Genomic DNA, 26637 nt, shown 5'->3' on the forward strand with positions numbered 1-26637 from the left:
GGCCGCAGCCGCTCCCCGTCCACCGGCGAGGTGAACGGAGATGGATCGGGGTACGGATGGAGGTGGCGATCAGGCCTTGCTGGGTTGCAGGCTGAGCCGTTCGGAGCGGGCGCTGTTCAGGGCGAACACCAGCATGGCCAGGGCCGCGATGGCGCCGGGGATGGCGAAGGCCATGAAGTTCAGTTGCAGCGGCAGCTCGATGCCCATCAGCGCGCCGCCGAGCAGCGGGCCGACGATGGCGCCATTGCGGCCGATGCCCGAGGCCCAGCCGAGGCCGGTGGAGCGAATCGACAGGCCGTAGAGCTGGGCGGTGCCGGCGTACAGCAGGATCTGCGTGCCGATGGTGGTCGCCCCGGCGATGAAGATCAGCAGGTACAGCAGCAGCGTCGGGCTCTTGAAGCCAAGCAGGCTGATCGACACGGCCGCGGCGATGAAGAAGCCGACCTTGACCTTGGTCAGGTTGAAGCGGTCGCCCAGCCAGCCGCCGAGAATCGCCCCGGCCATGCCGCCAAAGTTCAGGGCCAGCAGGAACGACAGGCTCGAACCCAGGCTGTAACCGGCGTTGGCCATCAGTTTCGGCAACCAGGAGCTCAGCGCGTAGACCATCAGCAGGCAGCAGAAGAACGCCACCCAGATCGACAGGGTGCGCACCGCCAGGCCGTTGCGAAACAGCTCCAACACCGATACGCCAGCGCCCTTGCGCTCGTTGATGATCAGCTGCACATCGGCGCCCAGTGCCTGGGCGGGGTCGAGGCGATTGAGCAAGGCGCGGGCCTTGTCATGCTCGCCCCGGCGCACCAGAAAACCGATCGATTCGGGCAGGTAGCAGAGAATCACCGGCAACAGCAGCAACGGCAGCGCGGCGGCGAAGAACATCGACTCCCAGCCGAAACGCGGCAGCATGAAGATACCCACGCCAGCCGACAGCATGCCGCCGAGCGAATAGCCACTGAACATCACCGCGACCAGGGTGCTGCGCATTTTCTTCGGCGCGTATTCGTTCATCAGCGCCACGGCGTTGGGCATCAGCCCGCCGCAACCAAGACCGGCGATAAAGCGGCAGATGCCGAACTCGGTCGGGCTCGTGGCAAAGCCGTTGACGATGGTCGCCACGCTGAACAGCGCGAAGCAGATGGCGATGCCCTTCTTGCGGCCGATCTTGTCGGCCAGGCTGCCGAACAGCAGCGCGCCGAACATCATGCCGAACAGCGCGTAGCTGCCCAGCGCGCCGGCCTGCAAGGGCGTGAGCCCCCACTCCTGCATGATCACCGGCAGCACCACGCCATAGATGAACAGGTCGTAGCCGTCGAAGATCAGCAGCAAGGCGCACAGGCACATCACCAGCCAGTGAAAGGAATTGAAGCGGGCGTTGTCGATTACCTCGTTGACGTCGATGTTACGCATGGCATGGGTCTCTTATTGTTGTTGTGAAGCCGTGGCCGGCGTGGCCGTCCTGTTGAACTCGTATGAAGCCGTCAGCCCAGATCACCGCCACCGACCGGCAAGGTCACGCCGGTGATGTAGGAGGCCTCGTCGGAGGCCAGAAACAGGATCGCGCCGACCTGCTCGTCGAGCGTGCCGTAGCGCTTCATCAGGCTGCTGTGGAGGGTCTGGTCGACGATCTGCTGGTACCAGCCCTTCTCCTGTTCGCTCTGCTCGGCGGCGTTGCGCGGGATGCGCCGTGGCGGCGCCTCGGTGCCGCCCGGTGCGGTGGCGTTGACGCGAATGCCGCGCTGGGCGTTCTCGAACGCCAGGCAGGCGGTCAGCGCGTTGACCCCGCCCTTGGCCGCGCCGTAGGGCACGCGATTGAGGCTGCGCGTGGCAATCGAGGAGACGTTGACGATGGCCCCGGCGCCCTGCTCCAGCATCACTGGCAAGGCGGCGTGGCAGCACCACAGGGTCGGGAACAGCGAACGGCGCACCTCGGCTTCGATTTCCTCTTCGCGGTAATGCTCGAACGGCTTCGCCCAGATGGTGCCGCCGACGTTGTTGATCAGGATGTCCAGACGGCCGAATCGCTCGACAGCCTGCTTGACCACCTGCTGGCAGTCGCCATAGCGCTCCAGGTCAGCGGTCAGGGTCAGCAACTCGGCGCCCTGCCCCAGCTCGCCCTTGAGCTCATGGACCAACTCGGCACGGTCCACCGCGACGATGCGCGCGCCTTCGGCAGCCAGGCGCTCGACCACCCGCTTGCCGATCCCCTGCGCTGCCCCGGTGACCAATGCCACCTTGTTGTCGAATCGCTTGTGCATGCTGCTCTCCTCAGGCCGTCAGGGCTTGCCGATCGGTGCTGAGCACCTGGGTCGGGGTGAACTTCTCGTAATGGAAGCTCGCTGGCGTGACGCCCTGCTCGCTGAAATGGGCGCGCACCGCATCGACCATCGGCGGCGGCCCGCACAGGTAAACGTCGACATCGCCGTCGTTGAGCATCGCCGCGCTCATGTGTTGGGTGACGTAGCCCTTGCGCGGGTGCCGGGACTGCGGCTCGGCCACGCAGGTGACGAACACCAGGGTCGGCAAACGCTCGGCCAGGGCCTGCAAACGCTCGACCAGCACCAGATCGAGATCGCGGGTAACCCCGTAGATCAGGCTGATCGGCTGCTCGCAGCCGCGCTCGGCCAGCACCTCGAGCATCGACAGAAATGGCGCCAGGCCGGTGCCGCCAGCCAGCAACAGCAGTGGGCGACGTACTTCGCGCAGGTAGAAGGTGCCCAACGGCCCGGTGAACTGCAGGCGCTCACCCGGCTGCGCCTGATCCAGGTAGGCGCTCATCAGCCCACCCGGCACGCGCTTGATCAGAAAGCCGAAGCGCGCCTCACCCGGCTTGTTGCTGAACGAATACGCGCGGGTCTGAGTACCACCAGGCACGCCGATATTCACGTACTGCCCGGGCAGAAAGCTCGGCGCTGCCGCGCCGCCGGTGATATCGAAGGCGACCTCCAGGGCCGCATCGGCATGCGCGGTGATCGACACCAGCTCGCCTTCGAAGCTGCCCGTGCCGGTCTTGCAGGCAGTGGACGGCACCGGCACGGCGATCACGCAATCCGAAGCAGGCACCATCTGGCAGGTCAGTACCAGGCCCTGGGCGGCCTCGTCTTCGCTGAGGGCGTCCTCGATGTAGTCCTCGCCCTGGTCATACTCGCCGTTCTCGCAGCGGCACTTGCAGGTGCCGCACACGCCGTCGGAGCAGTCCATGGGCAGGTTGATGCGGTTGCGATAGGCCGCATCCAGCACCTTTTCATTGGCCTTGCAGTCGATGAAGCGGGTAACCCCATCTTCGAAATTCAGGGCGATGGTGTACGTCATGGCAATCCCTCGGCGCTGCCAGCGGGCACAGGAGCTAAGCGGCAGCGCATCGACTCAGATGTGGTAGATGTCGAGAACCTGGTGCACGTAATCGTTCTTGAGCACCACTTTCTTGCGGGTGATCAACGGCTGATCGCCACGCATATCCAGGTGGTAGAACGAGGTGCCGAAGTAGACATCGGTGCTCTTGTAGCGATGGCTCAGGGTCTGCCAGTTGAAGCGCACCTCGACCTGCTCGGCGCTCTCCTCGAGCACCTCCAGGTTGGCGATGAAGTGCGCGGTACGCGGCTCCGGCGTACTGGCACTGGAGCGCTCGGTCTTGATGCGAAACACCCGATCCTCCAACCCTTCGCGGTTGGGGTAATAGATCAGCGAGATCTCCCGCTGCGGGTCTTCGGTCAAGCCGTCGTTATCGTCCCAGGCGGGCATCCAGAACACCGCCTTGCTCGAATAGCACTCCAGCCATTCATCCCACTGACGGTCGTCGAGCAGGCGCGCTTCGCGGTAGATGAAATCGAGGATCAGTTGGCGATTGGCGCTCATGCTACGTCCTCCGCGTCGCTGGCGATCAGCTTCGCGCGCTCACTGTCGAGCGCCTTCTGCATGGCGTGCGCCCAGTAGGCGTGCTGGCGCACGAACAGGCCTTCGTCCTCGGACTTCACGCCACTGAGCAAGGGCTGCATGCCCATGGCCTTGGCGTTGTCATCGGCGCCCTCGATCCAGTGGCTGGCACCACGGCTGAGGTCGTTCCACTGCGCCGCCTGGCCGGCGTAACCGCTCTGGCAGGCACGAAACTCTTCCAGATCGTCGGGTGTGCCCATGCCGGTGACGTTGAAGAAGTCTTCGTACTGGCGGATCCGCAGTGCGCGGGCCTGGTCGCTCTCGCCCTTGGGGGCGAAGCAGTAGATGGTCACTTCGGTCTTGTCGACGGCGATGGGCCGCACCACCCGAATCTGCGTGGAGAACTGGTCCATCAGGTACACGTTGGGGTACAGGCACAGGTTGCGGGTCTGGCCGACGATGATGTCGGCGCGGGTATCGCCGAACCTGGCCGCCAGCGCGTCACGGTGCTCGAACACCGGGCGCACGTCCGGGTTGATCAGCCGCGTCCACAACAGGATGTGGCCATACTCGTAGGCATAGAAACCGCCGACGCTTTTTGACCAGCCGTTGGCGTCCACGGTACGCGTGCCTTCGGCTTCATAGTTGCGGCGCTGCATGGTTGCCGAGTAGTTCCAGTGCACCGAACTGACGTGGTAGCCATCGGCGCCATTCTCGATCTGCAGCTTCCAGTTGCCATCGTAGAAATACGACGAGTTGCCGCGCAGCACTTCGATGCCGTCCGGCGCCTGGTCGACGATCTGGTCGATGATCACCCGGGTTTCGCCCAGGTAGTCTTCCAGCGCCGGCACTGCCTCGCTGAGGCTGCCGAACAGGAAGCCGCGGTAACTCTGGAAACGCGCCAGGTGCGTGAGGTCATGGGAGCCGTCGCAGTCGAAGCTCTGCGGGTAGCCGCCGGTCTTGGCGTCTTTGACCTTGAGCAGTTTGCCGGCGTTGCTGAAGGTCCAGCCGTGGAATGGGCAGGTGAACGAGCCCTTGTTGCCCTGCTTGCGCCGGCACAGTACGGCGCCACGGTGCGCGCAGGCGTTGATCAAGCCATGCAGTTCGCCCCCCTTGTCGCGGGTGATGACCACGGGCTGACGGCCGATGTGGGTGGTGAAGTAATCGTTGATCTCGGGGATCTGGCTCTCGTGGGCCAGGTAGACCCAGCCGCTCTCGAAGATGTGCTTCATCTCCAGTTCGAACAGGTCGGGGTCGGTGAAAACATCGCGTCGGCAACGGAAGACTCCCTTGGCAGGATCCTCCTGGACGGATTCGGCAAGCTGCCGGGCAAGGCGGTCGAATGTGCCGGTCATGGGTCGTACCCTCCGTTGTTCTTGTATCAGGCAACGCCAGATGGGCGTATCAGGTAACGCCAGATGGGGCGTATCAATAACGCCAGATGGGGCGTATCAGGCAGAGCCAGATTAAGAGCGGGTACGAGGTGGCAATAGCCGTTTACTGCAGATCGCTATCCAGATCCTGCAAAGGCCCGTTTGCGGGGTGTTTCAGTTTTCTACAGGCATGAAAAAGGGCGACCGAAGTCGCCCTTTCTGTGGATTACCCGAACTTAGTTCTGGTTTTCCATCTGCGCACGAATCAGATCACCAATGGTGGTCGGACCGGAAGTTTCAACTTCCTGCTTGCTACGCATTTCCTTGATGGCTTCTTTCTCGTCTTCAACGTCTTTCGACTTGATCGACAAGCTGATCACGCGGCTCTTGCGATCGACGCTGATGATCTTGGCTTCAACTTCTTCGCCTTCTTTCAGAACGTTGCGCGCGTCTTCAACGCGGTCACGGCTGATTTCGGAGGCTTTCAGCGTCGCTTCGATGCCTTCGGCCAGGGTGACGATAGCGCCCTTGGCGTCGACTTCTTTCACGATACCGCGAATGATGGTGCCTTTGTCGTTGACGGCAACATAGTCGGAGAACGGATCTTCTTCCAGCTGCTTGATGCCCAGGGAGATGCGCTCGCGCTCTGGGTCAACCGACAGGATGACGGTTTCCAGCTCGTCGCCCTTCTTGAAGCGACGTACGGCTTCTTCGCCGACTTCGTTCCAGGAGATGTCGGACAGGTGAACCAGGCCGTCGATGCCGCCGTCCAGACCAATGAAGATACCGAAATCGGTGATCGACTTGATGGTGCCGGAGATCTTGTCACCCTTGTTGAACTGACCGGAGAAGTCTTCCCATGGGTTGGTCTTGCACTGCTTGATACCCAGGGAGATACGACGACGCTCTTCGTCGATGTCCAGAACCATGACTTCCACTTCGTCGCCAACCTGAACGACTTTCGACGGGTGGATGTTCTTGTTGGTCCAGTCCATTTCGGAAACGTGTACCAGGCCTTCCACGCCTTCTTCCAGCTCTGCGAAGCAGCCGTAGTCGGTCAGGTTGGTGACGCGCGCCATGACGCGGGTGCTTTCCGGGTAACGAGCCTTGATGGCAACCCATGGGTCTTCGCCCAGTTGCTTCAGGCCCAGGGAAACACGGTTACGCTCGCGATCGTACTTCAGAACCTTGACATCGATCTCGTCGCCAACGTTGACGATCTCGGACGGGTGCTTGATACGCTTCCAGGCCATGTCGGTGATGTGCAGCAGGCCATCGACGCCACCCAGATCCACGAATGCGCCGTAGTCGGTGAGGTTCTTGACGATACCTTTGACCTGTTGGCCTTCCTGCAGCGATTCCAGCAGCGCTTCGCGCTCGGCACTGTTTTCGGCTTCCAGGACGCTACGACGGGAAACGACAACGTTGTTGCGCTTCTGGTCGAGCTTGATGACCTTGAATTCCAGCTCTTTGCCTTCCAGGTGCGTGGTGTCGCGCACTGGACGGACGTCAACCAGGGAACCTGGCAGGAACGCACGGATGCCGTTAACGTCGACAGTGAAGCCGCCTTTAACCTTACCGTTGATAACGCCCTTGACCACTTCCTCAGCGGCGAAAGCTGCTTCCAGAACGATCCAGCACTCGGCGCGCTTGGCTTTTTCGCGGGACAGCTTGGTTTCACCGAAGCCGTCTTCGACCGCGTCCAGCGCTACGTGTACTTCGTCACCGACCTTGATGGTCAGCTCGCCTTGTTCGTTGAAGAACTGCTCCAGAGGGATGACGCCCTCGGATTTCAGGCCAGCGTGAACGGTAACCCAGTCGCCGTCGATGTCGACCACGATGCCAGTGATGATGGCACCCGGTTGCATGTCGAGGGACTTTAGGCTTTCTTCAAAAAGTTCTGCAAAGCTTTCGCTCATGTTGATTCCTGTAGGGTCGGGCGGGGATTCGCCCTGCTCCGCATTCCAGACAATGCGGGTTTATTCATATAAAAAGAGGCCTACGGGACTGGGACTGGTCTCCCGTATGCCTCCCTTGCGAGCCGAAATTGGCTCTTTCTCAACCGGCGAGGTCGCGATTGGCGACTTCGCTCAGGATTCTTTCCAGCACCTGCTCGATGGACAACTGGGTGGAATCCAGCTGGATTGCGTCGGCTGCCGGCTTGAGCGGCGCCACCGCACGCTGGGTATCACGCTCATCGCGCGCCCGAATCTCATCAAGAAGACTCGCGAGGTTAACATCATCGCCCTTTGCCTTCAACTGCAGGTAACGCCGATTGGCACGTTCCTCGGCGCTGGCGGTGAGGAAAACCTTCAGCGGTGCGTCCTCGAAAACCACCGTGCCCATATCCCGGCCATCGGCGATGAGCCCCGGCGCTTCGCGAAAGGCGCGCTGGCGCTGCAGCAGCGCATCACGCACCGCGGGCAGCGCGGCAACCTGGGAGGCGCCGGCACCGACAGCCTCGTTGCGAATCGCGTCGGTCACCTCTTCGCCTTCGAGAATGATGCGCTGCGGCTTGCCGTCGGCGGCCGCGAGGAATTGCACGTCCAGGTGGGCGGCCAGCAGTGTCAGCGACGCTTCGTTGCTCAGATCAACGCCATGGTTGCGCGCGCAGAACGCCAGCAGGCGGTACAGCGCGCCGGAGTCCAGCAGGTTCCAGCCCAGCTGTTTGGCCAGCAGGCCGGCAACCGTGCCCTTGCCCGAGCCGCTCGGCCCGTCGATGGTGATGACCGGTGCATTGACGTTCATTGCTGCCCCTCCACGGCCACACGCATGCCAACCTGCTCGGCCAGGGCGAGGAAGTTGGGGAACGAGGTGGCGACGTTGGCAGCGTCGTGGATACGGATCGGCGCACTGGCACGCAGCGAAGCAACACTGAAGGCCATGGCGATACGGTGGTCGCCGTGGCTGTGCACTTCGCCGCCGCCGATGGTCTGGCCACCGTCGATGATGATGCCATCTTCGGTGGGCTCGACCTTGACGCCCAGGCTGGTCAGGCCGTCGGCCATCACCTGGATACGGTCGGACTCCTTCACGCGCAGCTCTTCGGCGCCGCGCAGCACGGTGCGGCCTTCGGCGCAGACGGCCGCGATGAACAGCACCGGGAACTCGTCGATGGCCAGCGGTACCAGTGCCTCGGGAATCTCGATGCCCTTGAGCTTGGCGCCGCGCACACGCAGGTCAGCCACTGGCTCGCCGCCGACTTCACGCTGGTTTTCCAGGCTGATGTCGCCACCCATCAGGCGCAGGATCTCGATCACACCGATCCGCGTCGGGTTGATGCCGACATGCTCGAGCAGCAGGTCGCTGCCCTCGGCAATGGAGGCTGCCACTAGGAAGAAGGCGGCCGAGGAAATGTCCGCCGGTACTTCGATACGGGTGGCGGTGAGCTTGCCACCGGCCTGCAGGGAAGCCACCGGGCCCTTGGACTCCACGGCGTAGCCGAAACCACGCAGCATGCGCTCGGTATGGTCACGGGTCGGCGCTGGCTCGGTGACGGTGGTCACGCCTTCGGCATACAAGCCGGCGAGCAGCAGGCAGGATTTAACCTGGGCGCTGGCCATCGGCAGCGTGTAGGTCAACGCCTTGAGCTTCTGGCCACCGCGGATGGTCAGCGGCGGACGGCCGTCCGGGCCGGTCTCGACCACGGCGCCCATTTCCCGCAGCGGATTGGCCACGCGGTTCATCGGACGCTTGGACAGCGACGCGTCGCCGGTCATGGTCACGTCGAACGGCTGGCCAGCCAGCAGGCCGGCGAGCAGGCGCATCGAGGTGCCCGAGTTGCCCACGTAGATCGGCCCAGGTGGTGCTTTCAGGCCATGCAGGCCAACGCCATGAACGGTCACGCGGCCATGGTGCGGCCCTTCGATGACCACGCCCATGTCACGGAACGCCTGCAGGGTCGCCAGGGCGTCTTCGCCCTCGAGGAAGCCCTCGACCTCGGTGGTACCTTCGGCCAGCGAGCCGAGCATGATCGAGCGGTGGGAGATGGACTTGTCACCTGGAACGCGGATACGCCCACGCACAGTGCCACCAGGATTAGCCAGGAAAACCAGATCGTTCGAGTGCATAGCGTCCACATAGGCCCGGCGGGCCAGTATTTTGCTGAAATGTTCGCGGGCCACGCGGGCGCGGGTGAATACGCCCAGCAGGTGATGCCCGTCCCCTGCGTCGACCGCGTCGCGCAAGGCGTCGAGGTCATCGCGAAATACATCCAAGGTACGCAGCACGGCTTCGCGGTTGGCGAGAAAGATGTCGTGCCACATGACCGGGTCACTGCCGGCGATTCTCGTGAAATCGCGGAAGCCGCCGGCGGCGTAGCGGAAGATTTCCAGATTTTCGTTACGTTTGGCCAGCGAGTCGACCAGGCCGAAAGCCAGCAGATGCGGCAGGTGGCTGGTGGCAGCGAGCACCTGATCGTGGTGCTCGACCTGCATGTGCTCGACGTCGGCACCCAGCTCGCGCCACAGCTGATCGACCCGCTGCAAGGCCAGTGCATCGGTCTGTGGCAGCGGCGTGAGGATCACCTTGTGGCGCTTGAACAGCTCGCCATTGGCCGCTTCCACCCCGCTCTGCTCGGAGCCGGCAATCGGGTGGCCGGGTACGAAACGCGCCGGCACGCCACCGAAAACCGCGTCGGCCGCACGCACCACGTTGCCCTTGGCACTGCCGGCATCGGTGAGGATGGCGTCGCCCAGCTCCAGCCTGGCCAGCTCACCGAGCACCCGCTCCATGGCCAGGATAGGCACCGCCAGCATGATCACGTCCGCGCCCAGACAGGCGGCAGCCAGTTGCTCCTCGCAGCGGTCGACCACCCCCAGCTCGACAGCCAGGCGCCGGGCCTGCGGATCCAGATCGACACCCACCACTTCACGGCACACGCCACGGGCACGCAGGCCCTTGGCGAAGGAGCCGCCGATCAGCCCCAGGCCAACGACGACCAGACGCTCGACCAGCGGCTGCACAGCTGCAGTGCGTTGCGTCACGCGTTCAGCACCTTGCGCAGCGCTTCCAGGAAGCGGGCGTTCTCGGCCGGCAGGCCAATGGAAACACGCAGGTGATTGGGCATGCCGTAACCGGCCACCGGCCGCACGATCACGCCTTCACGCAACAGCCCCTGGTTGATCGCTGCGGTATCGCGGCCAAAGTCGATGGCCAGGAAGTTGGCCTTGGACGGAATCCAGCCCAGGCCCAGCTCGCGGCAACCTTCCTGCAGCTGCAGCATGCCGGCGGTGTTGATTTCACGGCTGCGCGCCAGGTATTCGGTGTCGTCGAACGCCGCGCAGGCAGCAGCCAGGGCGAAGCTGTTGACGTTGAACGGCTGGCGCACGCGATTCAGCACATCGGCCACGTCAGGCCGGCTCAAGCCGTAGCCAACCCGCAGCGAGGCCAGGCCATAGGCCTTGGAGAAGGTACGCGAGACCAGCAAGTTGGCGTGGTCGGCGAGGTAATCGATGCCGTTCGGCAACTCGTCACCGTCGGCGTATTCGATATAGGCCTCGTCCAGCACCACCAGCACGTTTTCCGGCACGGCGGCGAGGAAGTCGCGCAGCGCCTGCTTGCTGAACCAGGTGCCGGTGGGGTTGTTGGGGTTGGCAATGAACACCACCCGGGTGTTGGCATCGATGGCCGCCAGCATGGCAGGCAGGTCATGGGCGAAATTCACCGCCGGAACGACCTTGGCCTGGGCACCGACCGCCTGGGTGGCGATCGGGTAGACCGCGAACGCGTGCTCGCTGAACACCGCATTCAGGCCGGGCGCCAGGTAGGCGCGGGCGACCAGTTCGAGGATGTCGTTGGAGCCATTGCCCAGGGTCACCTGGGCGGTGCTCACGCCACAGCGCTCGGCCAGCAGGGTCTTGAGGCTGAAGCCGTTGCCGTCCGGGTAGCGGGTCAGCTCGTCGAGTTCGGCGCGAATCGCCGCCAACGCCTTGGGGCTGGGACCCAGCGGGTTCTCGTTGCTGGCCAGCTTGACGATGCTCGCCGGGTCCATGTTCAGCTCACGGGCCAGCTCGTCGACCGGCTTGCCGGGCACGTAGGGGGACAGTTTCTGTACGCCTGGCTGGGCCAGGGCAATGAAATCACAACTCATAGTCAGGCCTCAGGCCGCAGGTCTGGGGTGACGAGCACAAGCCTGATTTTGCCTGTCGCCCGCAACCCGCGGCCTGCAGCCGCAGTTAAAGTACTGCCTTGGGATAGGAACCCAGCACCTTGAGTGCCACGGCTTCCTGATTGATTTTTTCCAGTACGTCCTTGATCAGCGGATCGCGGTGGTGACCGACGAAATCGATGAAGAAGGCGTAGGTCCACTTGCCACTGCGCGACGGGCGGGTTTCGATGCGGGTCAGGTCGATGCCGTTCTGGTGGAACGGCACCAGCAGCTCGTGCAGGGCACCGGGCTTGTTGCGCATGGAAACGATCACCGAGGTCTTGTCATCGCCGGTGGGTGGCACTTCCTGGTTACCGATGATCAGGAAGCGCGTGGAGTTGTCCGGGCGATCCTCGATCTTTTCCGCCAGGCGGGTCAGGCCGTACAGGTTGGCCGCCATGTCACCGGCAATCGCCGCCGAATTCCACTCGCTCTTCACCCGGCGGGCGGCGTCGGCGTTGCTGGAAACCGCCACGCGCTCGACGTTCGGGTAATGGGCATCCAGCCACTTGCGGCACTGGGCCAGGGACTGGGCATGGGAATAGATGCGGGTGATGCGGTCGGTCTTGGTGGCATCACCCACCAGCAGATGGTGGTGGATGCGCAGCTCCACCTCGCCGCAGATCACCAGATCGTGCTCGAGGAAGCTGTCGAGGGTGTGGTTGACCGCACCTTCGGTGGAGTTCTCCACCGGCACCACGCCGAAGTTGACGGCGCCCGCCACCACTTCACGGAACACTTCGTCGATCGCCGCCATCGGCTGGCTGATCACCGCGTGACCGAAATGCTTCATCGCCGCCGCCTGGGAGAAGGTGCCTTCCGGGCCCAGGTAGGCGACCTTCAGTGGGTTCTCCAGGGCCAGGCAGGAGGACATGATTTCACGGAACAGCCGCGCCATGTCTTCGTTGCCGAGTGGCCCGCGGTTACGCTCCATCACCCGCTTGAGCACCTGTGCCTCACGCTCGGGGCGGTAGAACACCGGCACCTCGCCCTCGGCCAGGGTGGCCATCTTCACCCGCGCCACTTCCTCGGCGCAGCGCGCACGGTCACTGATCAGCTCGAGAATCTTCTCGTCCAGGCTGTCGATGCGCAGGCGCAGGGCCTGCAGGGCCTGGTCGGTATTGGCGTCGTTGCTCATCAGCCTTGCTCCTTCTCGAACTCCGCCATGTAGGCGACCAACGCCTCGACCGCATCCAGGCCCACGGCGTTATAGATGGAGGCACGCATGCCACCCACCGAACGGTGTCCCTTGAGATTCAGCAGGCCGCGCGCGTCGGCACCGGCCAGGAATGGCTTGTCGAGGCGCTCGTCCGCCAGGCGGAACGGCACGTTCATCCACGAGCGGGCATTCTTGGCGATCGGGTTGCTGTAGAACTCGCTGGCGTCGATGACTTTGTACAGCAGGTCCTTCTTGGCCTTGTTGAGCTTCTCCATGGCGGCAACACCGCCCTGCTCCTTCAGCCACTCGAAGACCAGGCCGGACAAGTACCAGGAGAAGGTCGCCGGGGTGTTGTACATCGAACCGTTGTCGGCGGCTACTTGATAGTTGAGCATGGTCGGGCAACTGCTGCGCGCACGACCGAGCAGGTCGTCACGAACGATCGCCACCACCAGGCCGCTGGGGCCGATGTTCTTCTGGGCGCCGGCGTAGATCAGGCCGAATCTGGAGATATCGATTTCGCGCGAGAGGATATCGGACGACATGTCGACCACCAACGGTACGTCGCCGGTCTCGGGAATCCAGTCGAACTGCAGGCCGCCGATGGTTTCGTTGCTGGCGTAGTGCAGGTAGGCAGCGTTCTTGGACAACTGCCACTCGTTCTGCCCAGGAATGGCGAAATAATCGTAAGCCTTGGCGCTGGCGGCGACGTTGATGTTGCCGTAGCGACGCGCCTCGTCGATGCTCTTCTTCGACCAGATGCCGGTATCGATGTAGTCGGCGGTACCGTCTTCGGGCAGCAGGTTGAGCGGGATTTCCGCGAACTGCTGGCTGGCACCGCCCTGCAGGAACAGCACCTTGTAATCAGAGGGAATGGTCAGCAGATCGCGCAGATCCTGCTCGGCCTTTTCGGCGATGGCCACGTACTCGTCGCTGCGGTGGCTCATTTCCATGACGGAAAGGCCCTTGCCCTGCCAGTCGAGAAGCTCGGCCTGGGCGCGCTGCAGAACGGCTTCGGGAAGCGCGGCCGGGCCGGCGCAGAAGTTAAAGGCTCGCTTGCTCACAATTCACTCTCGCTTGACTGTCTGCTACTTCATACCTGGCGAAATGCTGCCTGCCGCATCACGGCGGCAGGCAGAGCGGCGCGCTTAGGCGTCGCGATCTTCTTCCGCTGGCTCGTCGCCCTCGGCGGCCGGCTCTTCGCCCGCTACAGACTGATCGGTTTCAGAGACGACGATCGGATTGCCCTCTTCGTCCAGCTCCGCTTCGATGTCTTCCCCGGAAGGCTCCTGCACACGCTCCAGGCCGACCAGTTTCTCGTCCTTGGCCAGCTTGATCAGGGTCACGCCCTGGGTGTTACGGCCAGAACTGGAGACTTCGTCGACGCGGGTACGCACCAGGGTGCCCTGGTCGGAAATCAACATGATTTCCTCGCCGTCCTGCACCTGGATGGCGCCGATCAGCGGGCCGTTACGCTCCTTGGTGATCATGCCGATCACGCCCTGGCCGCCACGACCGCGACGCGGGAACTTGGACAGCGCGGTGCGCTTGCCGAAACCGCGCTCGGAGGCCGTGAGGATCTGCGCACCGGATTCCGGGATCAGCATGGAGATCAGGCGCTGATCCTTGCCGATACGCATGCCGCGAATACCACGGGCGCCACGGCCCATGACGCGCACCACGCTCTCGGCGAAACGAATCACCTTGCCGGCGCTGGAGAACAGCATGACTTCCTTGGAACCGTCGGTGATGGCGGCGGCGATCAGGGTGTCGCCTTCCTTCAGCTTCAGGGCGATCAGGCCATTGGAACGCGGACGGCTGAACTGCACCAGCGGGGTCTTCTTCACGGTACCGGAGGCGGTGGCCATGAAGATGTAGGCGCCAGTCGGCTCGGCCACCAGCTCGGCGGTCTCGCCTTCGACTTCTTCGATCTCGGCGACTTCAGCCACTTCTTCGGCTTCGACGATCTCGCCTTCGAGCACGGCGTCGTCGCTGTCGTCCACGTCGTCGGCGCCGGCTTGCTGCTGCAGGGCCTCGAGGTCGATCTGCAGCATGGTGGTGATGTACTCACCTTCTTCCAGCGGCAGCAGGTTGACCAGCGGACGGCCGCGGGCGGCGCGCGATGCTTCAGGGATCTCGTAGGTCTTGAGCCAGTACACCTTGCCCTTGCTGGAGAACAGCAGCAGCGTGGCGTGGCTGTTGGCGACCAGCAGGTGAGCGATGTAGTCCTCATCCTTGATGCCGGTGGCCGACTTGCCTTTGCCGCCACGGCGCTGGGCCTGGTACGAGGTCAATGGCTGAGTCTTGGCGTAACCGCTGTAGGAGATGGTCACCACGCGTTCTTCCTGGGGGATCATGTCGCCCAGGGTGAGGTCCAGACGCGAATCGAGAATCTCGGTACGGCGCTTGTCACCGAACTCGGCCTTGACCGCTTGCAGCTCCTCGCGAATCACTTCCATCAGGCGCACGGCGCTGGTCAGGATGCGGATCAGCTCGCCGATCTGGTTGAGGATTTCCTGGTACTCGGCCAGCAGCTTCTCGTGCTCCAGGCCGGTCAGGCGGTGCAGGCGCAGGTCGAGGATCGCCTGAGCCTGTTCCGGCGACAGGTAGTACTTGCCGTCACGCAGGCCATATTGCGGATCGAGCCCTTCCGGGCGGCAGGAGTCAGCCCCCGCGCGCTCGACCATGGCCTCCACGGCAGACGATTCCCAGGCGGCGGAAATCAGCGCTTCCTTGGCCTCGGACGGCGTCGGCGAGGCCTTGATCAGGGCGATGACCGGGTCGATGTTGGACAGCGCAACCGCCTGGCCTTCAAGGATATGGCCGCGCTCACGGGCCTTGCGCAGTTCGAACACGGTACGCCGGGTAACCACTTCACGGCGGTGCAGGATGAACGCTTCGAGCATGTCCTTGAGGTTGAGGATCTTCGGCTGGCCGTCGATCAGCGCCACCACGTTGATGCCGAACACGCTCTGCATCTGGGTCTGGGCGTAGAGGTTGTTGAGGATCACCTCCGGCACTTCGCCGCGGCGCAGCTCGATGACCACGCGCATGCCGTCCTTGTCGGACTCGTCGCGCAGCTCGGTGATGCCCTCGAGCTTCTTCTCCTTGACCAGCTCGGCGATCTTCTCGATCAGACGCGCCTTGTTCAGCTGGTACGGCAGCTCGGTGATGACGATCTGCTGGCGACCGCCGACCTTGTCGATGTCTTCGACTTCGGCGCGGGCACGGATGTAAATCCGCCCACGGCCGGTGCGGTACGCTTCGACGATACCGGCGCGGCCGTTGATGATGCCGGCGGTCGGGAAGTCCGGGCCGGGGATGTACTGCATCAGGTCATCGACCGTCAGCTCCGGGTTGTCGATCAGCGCCAGGCAGCCGTCGATGACTTCGCTGAGGTTGTGCGGCGGAATGTTGGTCGCCATGCCCACGGCGATACCGCTGGAACCGTTGACCAGCAGGTTGGGGATCTTGGTCGGCATGACCGCCGGGATCTGCTCGGTGCCGTCGTAGTTGGGCACCCAGTCGACGGTTTCCTTGTGCAGGTCAGCCAGCAGCTCGTGAGCCAGCTTGGTCATGCGCACTTCGGTGTATCGCATGGCGGCGGCGTTGTCGCCGTCCACCGAACCGAAGTTGCCCTGGCCGTCGACCAGCAGATAACGCAGCGAGAACGGCTGCGCCATACGCACGATGGTGTCGTAAACGGCGGTATCACCATGCGGGTGATATTTACCGATCACGTCACCGACCACACGGGCGGATTTCTTGTAAGGCTTGTTCCAGTCGTTGCCCAGTTCGCTCATGGCGAACAGCACCCGGCGATGCACGGGCTTCAGGCCATCGCGCGCATCCGGCAAGGCACGCCCGACGATCACGCTCATCGCGTAGTCGAGGTACGACTGTTTCAGTTCATCTTCGATGTTGACCGGGAGGATTTCTTTGGCCAGTTCGCCCATGAGTAGCCTGATTCCTTTTTTCTGATGAAGCCCCACCCTGCTCATCTGGAGCCGGATGAAGCGCGTCGCGATGGCATCAGGCCAGCGACGACTCACGACAAATCAATACGTTATGTCATGCATTCGAGCAGTGACGGCAACCGCTGACGGTGCCCCTGAAAACTGCCGGAGCTTACCACAAAGCATGCCTTGCACCTATCCCCGCAGGCGCAGCAAGCTGGGCATTCAGTGCAGACGCTTGCGACACATCAGCTGGGTGAGTTTGGCCGCGTCCGGGCGCTCGATCACGCCACGCTCGGTGACCAGAAAGTCCACCAGGTCGGCCGGGGTCACGTCATAGCGCGGCGCCACTTCGTCCACCCCCTTGATCCGCTCATGCGGCCCATAGGCCAGCGGGCCGTGGCCGAGGTCATGAAAGCCCTCTTCACCGCTATCCAGCCGCAGGTCGACCAGCGCGCTTGACGCCACCACCATCAGCCGCACGCCATGGTGCATGGCCGCCACGGCCAACTGATAGGTGCCGATCACGCCGAGCACATCGCCATTGGCGGCGATCCCCTCGGCGCCGACGATCGCCCAGGTGACACCGCGCTCCTTCATGACATGGGCGAGCGCCGCATCGGCGCTCAACGCTGCGGCGATTCCCTCCTGATGCAGCTCCCAGGCAGCCAGATGGGCGCCCTCGAGCAACGGCCGGCTCTCACCCAGGTAGCAGCGCTCCAGCAGGCCTTCGATCTGCGCCGCGCGCACCACGCCAAGGGCGGTACCGAAGCCGCCACTGGCCAGCGCACCGGCACAGCCGATGCTCAGCAGGTTCTGCAGGTTGCCCTGAAAGCCGCGGATCAGTTCCACGCCGAGTTGCGCCATGGCCAGATTGGCCTCGCGATCACGCTGATGCGCGCTGCGGGCTTCATCTTCCAGCACATCCAGGGGCTGCGCGCCGGGTTTCATGATCACCAGGCGCTGCCGCATGCGTGCCAGCAGGCGTTCACCCTCTGCGGCCGGCAAGCCGGCCGCGCACAGCGCATCGCGATCGACCTGCAGGCCGGCGTGCCAATCAGCGCCCGCCTCCAGGCGCTGCCGGGCGCCCAGCACCAGCGCGTAACCGCTGCAGAGCAGCCGGGCAGCGGCGCCCTGCAGCGCACCTTCGGCCAGCAGCGCGGCCACCGCCGACACCGAATGACAGGCCTGCCAGACCTGCTCGCCAGGCAGGCGGCGCTGATCGAGCACGTGCAGCGTGCCCTCGCGCCAGACGAACCCCACGACCTGCTCGGCAGCCAGCAAACGCTCGCGCATTACCTACTCCATCCAATAAAGCCGGCCAGTATACGCCTGGCATGCGCCGCGCCGCACGCCAGGCACCTTCAAGACCGTGGCATTCCTCTATAGACTCAGGGTTTTCGCTTATGGAACCCGCCCATGGCAGACGCCCCGCTCGACCTCTTGTTGCTGCCCACCTGGCTGGTGCCGGTCGAGCCCGCCGGCGTCGTCCTGCACGACCACGGCCTGGGCATCCGCGATGGCCGTATCGCGCTGATCGCACCGCGCGCCGAGGCCCTGCGCCGTGGCGCGAACGAGATCCGCGAACTGCCGGGTCGCCTGCTCACGCCTGGCTTGGTGAATGCCCACGGGCACGCCGCCATGACCCTGTTCCGTGGCCTGGCCGATGACCTGCCGCTGATGACCTGGCTGGAAAAGCACATCTGGCCGGCGGAAGCCAAATGGGTCGATGAACAGTTCGTGCAGGACGGCACCGAGCTGGCCATCGCCGAGCAGATCAAAAGCGGTATCAGCTGTTTCGCCGACATGTATTTCTTCCCGGAAATGGCCTGCGAGCGGGTGCACGCCAGTGGCATGCGCGCGCAGATCAGCATTCCGGTGCTGGATTTCGCCATTCCCGGCGCCCGCGATGCCGACGAGGCGCTGCGCAAGGGCGTGACCTTGCTCGACGACATGAAGCATCACCCGCGCATCAGCGTCGCCTTCGGCCCCCATGCGCCCTACACAGTCAGCGATACCAACCTGGAAAAATTGCGCATCCTTGCCGAGGAAGTCGACGCCGGCATTCATATGCACGTGCATGAAACCGCCTTCGAGGTGCAGCAGAGCCTGGAACACCACGGCGAGCGTCCGCTGGCGCGGCTCAATCGCCTGGGCCTGCTCGGCCCGCGCTTTCAGGCCGTGCACATGACCCAGATCGATGACGAGGATATCGCCCTGCTGGTCGCCACCAACAGCAGCGTGATCCACTGCCCGGAATCCAACCTCAAGCTGGCCAGCGGCTTCTGCCCGGTCGAGAAGCTCTGGCAGGCCGGCGTCAACGTGGCCATCGGCACCGACGGCGCGGCCAGCAACAATGACCTCGACCTGCTCGGCGAAACCCGCACCGCCGCCCTGCTGGCCAAGGCCGTGGCCAGCTCGGCCAGTGCCCTCGACGCCCACCGCGCCCTGCGCATGGCAACCCTCAATGGCGCCCGCGCCCTGGGCATGGAGGGCGAGATCGGCTCGCTGGAGCTCGGCAAGGCCGCCGATATCGTCGCCTTTGACCTGCGCGGCCTGGCCCAGCAACCGGTCTACGATCCGGTTTCACAACTGATCTACGCCACCTCGCGGCACTGCGTCGAGCACCTCTGGGTCGCTGGCAAAGCGCTGCTCGAAGAGGGCCGCCTGACGCGCCTGGACGAAGAGCGCATCATTGCCACCACCCAGCAGTGGGGCGCGAAAATAGCCGGACGTCCGGCACATTGAGCACAAGGTAAGGCAAACTGTCACACATCACAGGCCAGCAGCGCGCCTAGCAAAGCTGGCAACATGCACGCACTGCGCGCCATGTCATACGCATTCGCTTTATTCAGGGAAAACCATGAGCAACGTCGACCACGCTGAAATCGCCAAATTCGAAGCCCTCGCCCATCGCTGGTGGGACAAGGAGAGCGAGTTCAAGCCTTTGCACGAGATCAACCCGCTGCGCGTCAACTGGATCGACGAGCGCGCCGGCCTGGCTGGCAAGAAGGTGCTCGACGTCGGTTGTGGTGGCGGCATTCTCAGCGAAGCCATGGCCCACCGCGGCGCCACGGTGACCGGCATCGACATGGGCGAAGCGCCGCTGGCAGTGGCCCGCCTGCACCAACTGGAATCGGGCGTGGAAGTCGATTACCGGCAGATCACCGCCGAAGCCATGGCCGAGGAAATGCCGGGGCAGTTCGACGTGGTCACCTGCCTGGAAATGCTCGAGCACGTGCCGGATCCGTCTTCGGTGATTCGCGCCTGCCACAAGCTGGTCAAGCCCGGCGGCCAGGTGTTCTTCTCCACCATCAACCGCAACCCCAAGGCCTACCTGTTCGCGGTGATCGGCGCCGAGTACATCCTGCGCCTGCTGCCGCGCGGCACCCATGATTTCAAGAAATTCATCCGCCCCTCGGAGCTGGGCGCCTGGAGCCGCCAGGCTGGCCTCGAGGTCAAGGACATCATTGGCCTGACCTACAACCCGCTGACCAAGCACTACAAACTGGCCAACGATGTAGACGTCAACTACATGGTGCATACCAGCAAGGCCGAATGACCCAGCCGGGCGAGCGCACCCTGATGCGCTCGCCGCTCACCGCGCTGGCCCGGCCAGCGGCGGCCGCTCCGCCAACGCCTGAACCCAGGCCACATACGCCTGAATCGCCAGGGCCACATCGCCCACCTCGACGGCCTCGGCCGGGTGATGGCTGACCCCTCCCGCACAGCGCACGAACAGCATGCCCACCGGCCAGCGCTCGGCCATGGCGATGGCGTCATGACCCGCCCCGCTGGGCAGCGCCAGGCTGCGCCCCTGTACCTCGGTCAGCACCTGCGCCAGGCAGGCCTGCATGCTTTCGTCGCAACGGGTCGCCGGTATGCCGTAGTACTGGCTGGCATGGAACTGCAGGCCGCGCTGCCGGGCAATGGTTTCGCCGCCGCTGAGCAGATCAGCCAGCAGGCTGGCCAGCATCTGGTCCTCCGGGCCACGTACATCCAGGGTCAGGGCGACCTCACCGGGAATCACGTTGACCGCCCCCGGGTGGCACTGCAAGGTGCCCACCGTGGCCACCAGCTGCGGATCGCGCTGCCGGGTCTGCGCCTCGACGTAGACCATCCACTGCGCCGCCGCCGCCAGGGCGTCCTGGCGATGGCTCATCGGCACGGTACCGGCATGCCCGGCCATGCCGACGAAGCGGCAATTCAGACGGCGCGCGCCATTGATGGCCGTCACCACCCCCAACGCCAGCGCCTCACGCTCCAGGCATGGGCCCTGCTCGATATGCAGTTCCAGATAGGCGGCGACGTCATCGGCGTTCCGCGCCGCACTGGCAATGTTCCCGGCAGCCAGGCCAACGGCAGCCATCGCCTGGGCGACACTGACGCCATTGGCATCGACCTGATCGAGCCAGCCCTGCGGCCAACTGCCGGTCAGGCCACGGCTACCGAGCAAGGTGATACCGAACCGGGTGCCCTCCTCGTCGGCGAAACCGACGATCTCGACGGCCAGCGGCAGGCGGATACCGCGGTCGTGAAAGTACTGCACGGTTTCGATGGCTGCGACCACGCCGAGCATGCCGTCGTAACGACCGGCATTGCGTACGGTATCCAGGTGCGAGCCGAGCAACAGCGCCTGCGCGCCAGCACGCTGGCCTTCGTAGCGCCCGCAGATATTGCCGACGGCATCCTGCCAGACGCACATGCCGGCAGCCTGCATCCACTCGCCCACCAGGGCGTTGGCGCGCAGGTGCTCGGCCGACAGGTAGACCCGGGTCAGGCCCTCGGCAGACTCGCTGATTGCCGCCAGCTCGTCGCAGCGCGCCATCACCCGAGCGCCGGCACTGGCGGCGGTGCGCGCTTCCATGGCGGCCATCAGTTGCGCTCGCCGTAGTGATCCCAGGCCGCCTGCATGGCCGCCCCCTGAGTGGTGCGCAGGCCCAGGCGGTTGAGTACGGCCTCCAGGGCGCAGAGGGTCTGCAGCACGCAATCCTTGCGGGCGTTGTAGCCCATGGTGCCGATGCGCCAGACCTTGCCGGCCAGCGGCCCGAAGGAGGTGCCGATCTCGATACCGAAGTCCTCGAGCATCAGCTTGCGCACCTGGTCGCCATTGACCGCCTCGGGAATCAGCACGCCAAGAACGTTGTTCATCTTGTGTTCGAGGTTGCCGAAGGTCGCCAGGCCCATGCCCTGAATCCCTTTGAGCAGCGCATCCCCATGCAGCTTGTGGCGGGCGATGCCTGCCGCCAGCCCCTCCTCGGCAATCACCCGCGCGCACTCGCGGGCAGCGAACAGCGCCGAGGTGGCTTCGGTGTGGTGATTGAGGCGCTCGGGGCCCCAGTAATCGAGGATCATGCCGAGGTCGAAATAGTTGGAGTAGATCATCTCGTCGTCGCCGTCCCGGTGGGCAGCGGTACGGATGCCGGCTTCCACGCAGGCGCGGCGACGAATCACCTCGACCACGGGCTCACTGAGGGTGATCGGCGCAGTGCCGGACGGCCCGCCCAGGCACTTCTGCAAGCCGGCGGACACCGCATCCAGGCCCCAGGCATCGGCTTCCAGCAGGTTGCCACCCAGCGACGCGGTGGCGTCGGTGTAGAACAGCACGCCGTGACGCCGGCAGATCTCGCCCAGCTCGGCCAGTGGCTGCAGCATGGTGGTCGAGGTGTCGCCCTGCACGGTCAGCAACAGGCGCGGCTTCACGCGCTTGATCGCATCTTCGATCTGCTGGGGCGTGAACACCTCCCCCCAGGGCACCTCGATGGTATGAACATCGGCACGGCAGCGCCGGGCGATTTCACAGAGCAGGTGGCCGAAACGGCCGAACACCGGCACCAGCACCTTGTCGCCCGGGCGAATCGTCGAAACCAGAATGGCCTCGATACCGGCCCGCGAGGTGCCGTCGATCAGCAAGGTAGCGGCGTTGGCGGTACGGAACACGCCGCGATACAGGGCCATCACCTCGTTCATGTAGTGGGTCATGGCCGGGTCGTACTGGCCGATCAACTGGTTGGACATGGCGCGCAGCACACGGGGGTCGGCATTGATCGGGCCGGGGCCCATCAGCAGGCGCTGGGGTGGATTGACGGGCAGGAAAGTGGTGTTCATCTGCTAATTCTCGTTCTGGTGACGCTCAGTTCAGTCCGCGTACGGACGAGATGAATTGCTTGAGTTCGGCGCTTTGCGGGTTGGCGAACAACTCGCGACTGGGGCCCTGCTCCCACACCCGGCCCTGATGCATGAACACCACGCGGTCGCCCACCTCCTGGGCGAAGTTCATCTCGTGGGTGACCAGAATCAGGGTCATGCCCTCCCTGGCCAGTTGCTCGAGCACCTTGAGCACTTCGCCGACCAGCTCGGGATCCAGCGCCGAGGTGATCTCGTCGCACAGCAGCACCTTGGGCGACATGGCCAGCGCCCGGGCGATGGCGACCCGCTGCTGCTGGCCGCCGGAAAGGTTGGCCGGGTAATAGTCCATGCGGTCACCGAGGCCGACCTTGTCGAGCATCCGCGCCGCCAGTTCGCGGCATTCGGCGTCGCTCTTCTTCAGCACGCGGCGCGGCGCCAGCATCACGTTCTCCCGGGCGGTCATGTGCGGGAACAGGTTGAAGCTCTGGAACACCATGCCCACCGAGCGGCTGATCTCCCGGGCCTGGGAATCGCGGTCGGTGACGGTCATGCCGGCCAGCTTGATGCTACCGTCCTGGTAGCCTTCGAGGCCGTTGATGCAGCGCAGCAAGGTGCTCTTGCCCGAGCCGCTGCGGCCGATGATCGACACCACCTCACCCACCTCGATATCGAGGTCGACACCCTTGAGCACGTGGTTGTCACCGTAGTACTTCTGTACCTGATCAATGGTGATGAGCGGCATTGAATTTGTTCTCCAGATACTGGCTGTAGCGCGACAGCGGATAACACATCAGGAAGTAGCCCAGCGCCACCAGGCCGAACACCTTGAAGGGCTCGTAGGTGACGTTGTTGAGGATGGTGCCGGCCTTGGTCAGCTCGACGAAACCGATGATCGATGCCAGCGCCGTGCCCTTGATCACCTGCACGGCGAAGCCCACGGTCGGCGCGATACCGATGCGCAGCGCCTGGGGCAGGATGACGCGAAACAGGCTCTGGCCGAAGTCCAGGCCCAGGCAACGACAGGCTTCCCACTGGCCCTTGGGCAAGGCGCGGATGCTGCCATGCCAGATGTCGACCAGAAAGGCGCTGGTATACAAGGTCAAGGCCAGCGAGGCCGCCGTCCAGGGCGACACGTCGATCCCCAGCAAGGCCACGCCGAAGAACGCCAGGAACAGCTGCATCAGCAACGGCGTACCCTGGAACAGTTCGGTGTAGCCGCGAATCAGCCAGTGCGGCCAGACCCGCTTGGACAGGCGCGCCATGACCAGCGGAATGGCCACCAGGGTGCCGCCGATAAAGGCGGTGAGCGACAGCAGCACGGTCCAGCGCGCGGCCAGCAGCAGATTGCGCAGGATGTCCCAGTCGGTGAAGGTGGTCATCATGGCTGCTCTCCAAACCATTTGCGCCCGGCGGCCAGCAGCAGCTGGCGCATGGCGATGGACAGCGCCAGGTACATCAGGGTGGTGACCAGATACACCTCGAAGCTCAGGAAGGTTCGCGACTGGATCAGGTTGGCGGCGAAGGTCAGCTCCTCGTGGGAGACCTGGGAAACCACCGACGAGCCGAGCATGACGATGATGCACTGGCTGACCAGCGCCGGATAAATGCGCTTGAGCGACGGCGGCAACACCACCTGAACGAAGGTTTGCGTGCGACTCAGGCCCAGCACCCGCCCCGCCTCCCATTGCCCACGGGGCGTGACCTGGATGCCGGCACGGATGATCTCGGTGCTGTAGGCGCCCAGGTTGATCAACATGGCCAGCAGCGCCGCCTCGCCGGCGGTCAGCTTCACCCCCAGGTTGGGCAGGCCGAAGACGATGAAGAACAGCTGCACCACGAACGGCGTGTTGCGGATCAGCTCGACGTATACGCCCCACAAGCGGCTGAGAATGCTCGGCCGGCCGCTGCGCAGGGCAGCGCCCAGGATGCCCAGGGCCACGCCGCCCACGGTGGCCATCAGGGTGAGCTGGATGGTCACCCAGAGGCCGGCGAGCAGCTCCGGCCAATAAGGCCACAGGGCGGAAAAGTTCAGCTGCGCCATCATCGCGAAATCCTTATGCGCCCAGGTTCGCCGGCAGCGGCGCCTTCAGCCACTGCTCGGACAAGCCGTTGAGGGTGCCATCGGCCTTGGCCTGCTCGATCAGCGCATCGACCTTGGCTTTCAGCGCCGCTTCGCCCTTGCGCAGGCCGATGTAGCACGGCGAATCCTTGAGCATGAACTTGGCCACCGGAGCGCGGGCGGCGTTCTGCCGCTCGATGGCCGCCACCACCAGGTTGCCGGTGGCCACGAACTCGACCTGCCCGGACAGGTAGGCCGACAAGGTGGTGTTGTTGTCTTCGTAACGCTTGACCTGGGCCCCTTCGGGCGCCACCTCGGTGAGCACCATGTCCTCCACGGCGCCGCGGGTCACGCCGATCGACTTGCCGACCAGCTCGTCGGCTTTCTGCAGCGCGGCGTCCTTGGCACCGAACACGCCAAGGAAGAACGGCGCGTAGGCGGCGCTGAAATCGATCACCTGCTCGCGCTCGGCGTTCTTGCCAAGGCTGGAGATGACCAGATCGACCTTGTTGGTCTGCAGATAGGGAACACGGTTGGCGCTGGTGACCGGCACCAGTTGCAACTTAAGTTTCATCTCCTTGGCCAGGTACCTGGCCATGTCGATGTCATACCCCTGCGGCTGCAGATCGGTGCCCACCGAGCCAAAGGGTGGAAAGTCCTGTGGCACGGCGATGCGGATCACTCCGCGTTTTTCGATCTCTTGCAGCTGGTCGGCCAGCACGGTGGCGGCCTGGCTCAGCAGCAGGCCCGCGGTCAGCAGTGCGATCAATCCCTTCTTCATCGGCTTCACCCCATCATCGTCAGTCATGAAACGAAAGATTCTTAATCTTCAATTTTGCAACCAACGTGCCAGAGTATTTTACAGCGAGAGGTTTTTCTGCAGCCGTGCGAACCTCGCCCTGCAAGCCACTAAATACGCGGCTAGCCAAACGGAGCGGAGCGTTTTCAACGCACCTTGCAGGGCCAAGTAACCTGAGTAACCCGCCACAAAAAAGGGCGCCACCTGGCGCCCTCGTGCTGCCTCGCACCATGAAGGCGCACTAACGCTGCTCCAACTCGTCCAGTTGCCCATAGAGCTCGGCGATCTGGTGAATGCGCTGGCGCCCCTGGGTCAGCTGCTCGTGCAACAGCGCGTTGACCAGCAGGTTGATCAGGCTGTTGGCACTGGCGTAGCTGTCGAATGCCGACACGCTGTCCAGCGGTGTGCACAGATGCCAGCGCGCCAAGTCGATGATGCCCTGGGCCTGCGGTTCGCAGATCACCAGGGTGGGCACCTGTTGTGCCTGCAGCGCTTGCAGCAGCGGGCGGATGATCCGCGGGCGACGCCTGAAGCCGAGCACCACCAGCATGTCTTCGCCGCTCAGGTCGACCAGCTCCTCGGCCAATGTCTGCCCCGGCTGGGGCAGCACCTGTACGCCACTGCGCACCTGCAGCAGTTGCTGGCGCAGGTGCAGGGCCACGGGAAAGGCATTGCGCAGGCCGACCACGAAAACCCGCTTGCTGCTGCCCAGTGCCCGCACCACCTCACCGAATTGCTCGGCATCGATGGCATTCACCCACTGCGTGAGGTTGGCCATCTCCTGCTTGTAATGACGGGCCAGCAAGGTGTTGCCCTGCACCACGTCGCGATTGTCGGCCACCGGCATGCCACTCTGGCGCAGGCTGCGCTGCTCCTCGCGCATGTCCTTGTATTTCTCGTAGCCCAGGCGCTTGAACAACCGGCTGACGGTAGCCTTGGAAACCCCGGCGAGCCGGGCGAGCTCGGCGCTGTTGTAGCTCACCAGGTCGTCATAGTGGTCGAGCACGAAGTCAGCGATACGCTGCTCCTGGGGCGCAAGCTGGGAGTAGTGGCTGCGCAAACGTTCATCGAGTCGAGTCATGGGGCGCCTTGTAACTTTCGTTTCATTCGGTCGATGATATAGGAAGTCACCTGCCAGCCTGAAGTC

The 26637-nt window shown here is 64.1% G+C and carries 22 protein-coding genes; 2 read left to right on the forward strand and 20 right to left on the reverse strand.

Features of this window, described 5'->3' with window-relative positions:
- Positions 1-69 precede the first annotated feature (69 nt).
- The 13 genes from QYS36_RS21220 to QYS36_RS21280 all read right to left on the reverse strand — a co-directional run bounded on the left by QYS36_RS21220 (position 70) and on the right by QYS36_RS21280 (position 17799).
- Positions 70-1404, reverse strand: coding sequence for an MFS transporter (locus tag QYS36_RS21220; RefSeq protein ID WP_308841329.1), 1335 nt, complete (start codon positions 1402-1404; stop codon positions 70-72).
- A gap of 71 nt (positions 1405-1475) precedes the next feature.
- A complete protein-coding gene (locus QYS36_RS21225; RefSeq protein WP_308841330.1) occupies positions 1476-2252 on the reverse strand; it encodes a 1,6-dihydroxycyclohexa-2,4-diene-1-carboxylate dehydrogenase in 777 nt (258 codons plus the stop codon).
- A gap of 10 nt (positions 2253-2262) precedes the next feature.
- Positions 2263-3306, reverse strand: a complete 1044-nt coding sequence (gene benC / locus QYS36_RS21230; RefSeq protein WP_308841331.1) for a benzoate 1,2-dioxygenase electron transfer component BenC — start codon at positions 3304-3306, stop codon at positions 2263-2265.
- 54 nt (positions 3307-3360) lie between these two features.
- Entirely contained in the window at positions 3361-3849 is a 489-nt protein-coding gene (gene benB, locus QYS36_RS21235) for a benzoate 1,2-dioxygenase small subunit (RefSeq protein WP_308841332.1), read from the reverse strand.
- Entirely contained in the window at positions 3846-5222 is a 1377-nt protein-coding gene (locus tag QYS36_RS21240; RefSeq protein WP_308841333.1) for a Rieske 2Fe-2S domain-containing protein, read from the reverse strand. Before QYS36_RS21240 ends, benB begins: the two co-directional genes overlap by 4 nt.
- Before the next feature lie 254 nt (positions 5223-5476).
- The gene (gene rpsA / locus QYS36_RS21245; protein WP_308841334.1) at positions 5477-7159 is read right to left on the reverse strand and encodes a 30S ribosomal protein S1; all 1683 of its coding nucleotides are present in this window, start codon (positions 7157-7159) and stop codon (positions 5477-5479) included.
- A gap of 139 nt (positions 7160-7298) precedes the next feature.
- Positions 7299-7988: a (d)CMP kinase gene (cmk, locus tag QYS36_RS21250; RefSeq protein WP_308841335.1), complete on the reverse strand. Its 690-nt coding sequence runs from the start codon at positions 7986-7988 to the stop codon at positions 7299-7301.
- On the reverse strand, positions 7985-10195 hold the full coding sequence (locus tag QYS36_RS21255) for a bifunctional prephenate dehydrogenase/3-phosphoshikimate 1-carboxyvinyltransferase (protein WP_308841410.1): 2211 nt from the start codon (positions 10193-10195) through the stop codon (positions 7985-7987). Before QYS36_RS21255 ends, cmk begins: the two co-directional genes overlap by 4 nt.
- Positions 10196-10221: 26 nt before the next feature.
- On the reverse strand, positions 10222-11331 hold the full coding sequence (gene hisC, locus QYS36_RS21260) for a histidinol-phosphate transaminase (protein WP_308841336.1): 1110 nt from the start codon (positions 11329-11331) through the stop codon (positions 10222-10224).
- A gap of 85 nt (positions 11332-11416) precedes the next feature.
- Positions 11417-12526 carry a prephenate dehydratase gene (pheA, locus tag QYS36_RS21265; RefSeq protein ID WP_074884994.1) on the reverse strand — a complete coding sequence of 370 codons (1110 nt, stop codon included), beginning with the start codon at positions 12524-12526 and terminating at the stop codon, positions 11417-11419.
- Positions 12526-13611, reverse strand: a complete 1086-nt coding sequence (gene serC, locus QYS36_RS21270; protein ID WP_308841337.1) for a 3-phosphoserine/phosphohydroxythreonine transaminase — start codon at positions 13609-13611, stop codon at positions 12526-12528. The genes pheA and serC overlap by 1 nt, the downstream gene beginning before the upstream one ends.
- Before the next feature lie 84 nt (positions 13612-13695).
- Entirely contained in the window at positions 13696-16503 is a 2808-nt protein-coding gene (gene gyrA / locus QYS36_RS21275; RefSeq protein WP_308841338.1) for a DNA gyrase subunit A, read from the reverse strand.
- Between the two features lie 225 nt (positions 16504-16728).
- Positions 16729-17799 carry a s-methyl-5-thioribose-1-phosphate isomerase gene (locus QYS36_RS21280; RefSeq protein ID WP_308841339.1) on the reverse strand — a complete coding sequence of 357 codons (1071 nt, stop codon included), beginning with the start codon at positions 17797-17799 and terminating at the stop codon, positions 16729-16731.
- A gap of 123 nt (positions 17800-17922) precedes the next feature.
- Between QYS36_RS21280 and QYS36_RS21285 the strand changes: the two genes are divergently transcribed.
- Together QYS36_RS21285 and ubiG are read left to right on the forward strand one after the other, a co-directional pair.
- Positions 17923-19251 (forward strand): TRZ/ATZ family hydrolase, encoded by a 1329-nt coding sequence (locus QYS36_RS21285; RefSeq protein ID WP_308841340.1) that lies wholly within the window; start codon positions 17923-17925, stop codon positions 19249-19251.
- A 115-nt stretch (positions 19252-19366) separates the two neighbouring features.
- Positions 19367-20065, forward strand: a complete 699-nt coding sequence (ubiG, locus tag QYS36_RS21290; RefSeq protein WP_308841341.1) for a bifunctional 2-polyprenyl-6-hydroxyphenol methylase/3-demethylubiquinol 3-O-methyltransferase UbiG — start codon at positions 19367-19369, stop codon at positions 20063-20065.
- A 36-nt stretch (positions 20066-20101) separates the two neighbouring features.
- Here ubiG and hpxK read toward each other — a convergent pair whose 3' ends face one another.
- The 7 genes from hpxK to QYS36_RS21325 all read right to left on the reverse strand — a co-directional run bounded on the left by hpxK (position 20102) and on the right by QYS36_RS21325 (position 26571).
- Positions 20102-21370 carry an allantoate amidohydrolase gene (hpxK, locus tag QYS36_RS21295; protein WP_308841342.1) on the reverse strand — a complete coding sequence of 423 codons (1269 nt, stop codon included), beginning with the start codon at positions 21368-21370 and terminating at the stop codon, positions 20102-20104.
- 8 nt (positions 21371-21378) lie between these two features.
- Entirely contained in the window at positions 21379-22611 is a 1233-nt protein-coding gene (locus QYS36_RS21300; protein ID WP_308841343.1) for an alanine--glyoxylate aminotransferase family protein, read from the reverse strand.
- Positions 22612-22636: 25 nt separating this feature from the next.
- Positions 22637-23374 (reverse strand): amino acid ABC transporter ATP-binding protein, encoded by a 738-nt coding sequence (locus QYS36_RS21305; RefSeq protein ID WP_308841344.1) that lies wholly within the window; start codon positions 23372-23374, stop codon positions 22637-22639.
- Entirely contained in the window at positions 23355-24011 is a 657-nt protein-coding gene (locus QYS36_RS21310) for an amino acid ABC transporter permease (protein ID WP_308841411.1), read from the reverse strand. Before QYS36_RS21310 ends, QYS36_RS21305 begins: the two co-directional genes overlap by 20 nt.
- The gene (locus QYS36_RS21315; RefSeq protein WP_308841345.1) at positions 24011-24676 is read right to left on the reverse strand and encodes an amino acid ABC transporter permease; all 666 of its coding nucleotides are present in this window, start codon (positions 24674-24676) and stop codon (positions 24011-24013) included. The genes QYS36_RS21310 and QYS36_RS21315 overlap by 1 nt, the downstream gene beginning before the upstream one ends.
- A 10-nt stretch (positions 24677-24686) precedes the next feature.
- Positions 24687-25499 carry a transporter substrate-binding domain-containing protein gene (locus QYS36_RS21320; protein WP_374990481.1) on the reverse strand — a complete coding sequence of 271 codons (813 nt, stop codon included), beginning with the start codon at positions 25497-25499 and terminating at the stop codon, positions 24687-24689.
- 232 nt (positions 25500-25731) lie between these two features.
- The gene (locus QYS36_RS21325) at positions 25732-26571 is read right to left on the reverse strand and encodes a MurR/RpiR family transcriptional regulator (protein WP_308841346.1); all 840 of its coding nucleotides are present in this window, start codon (positions 26569-26571) and stop codon (positions 25732-25734) included.
- Between the last annotated feature and the right edge of the window lie 66 nt (positions 26572-26637).

The sequence above is a fragment of the Pseudomonas sp. G34 genome (assembly GCF_031119625.1).
In the GTDB taxonomy this organism is placed as follows: domain Bacteria; phylum Pseudomonadota; class Gammaproteobacteria; order Pseudomonadales; family Pseudomonadaceae; genus Aquipseudomonas.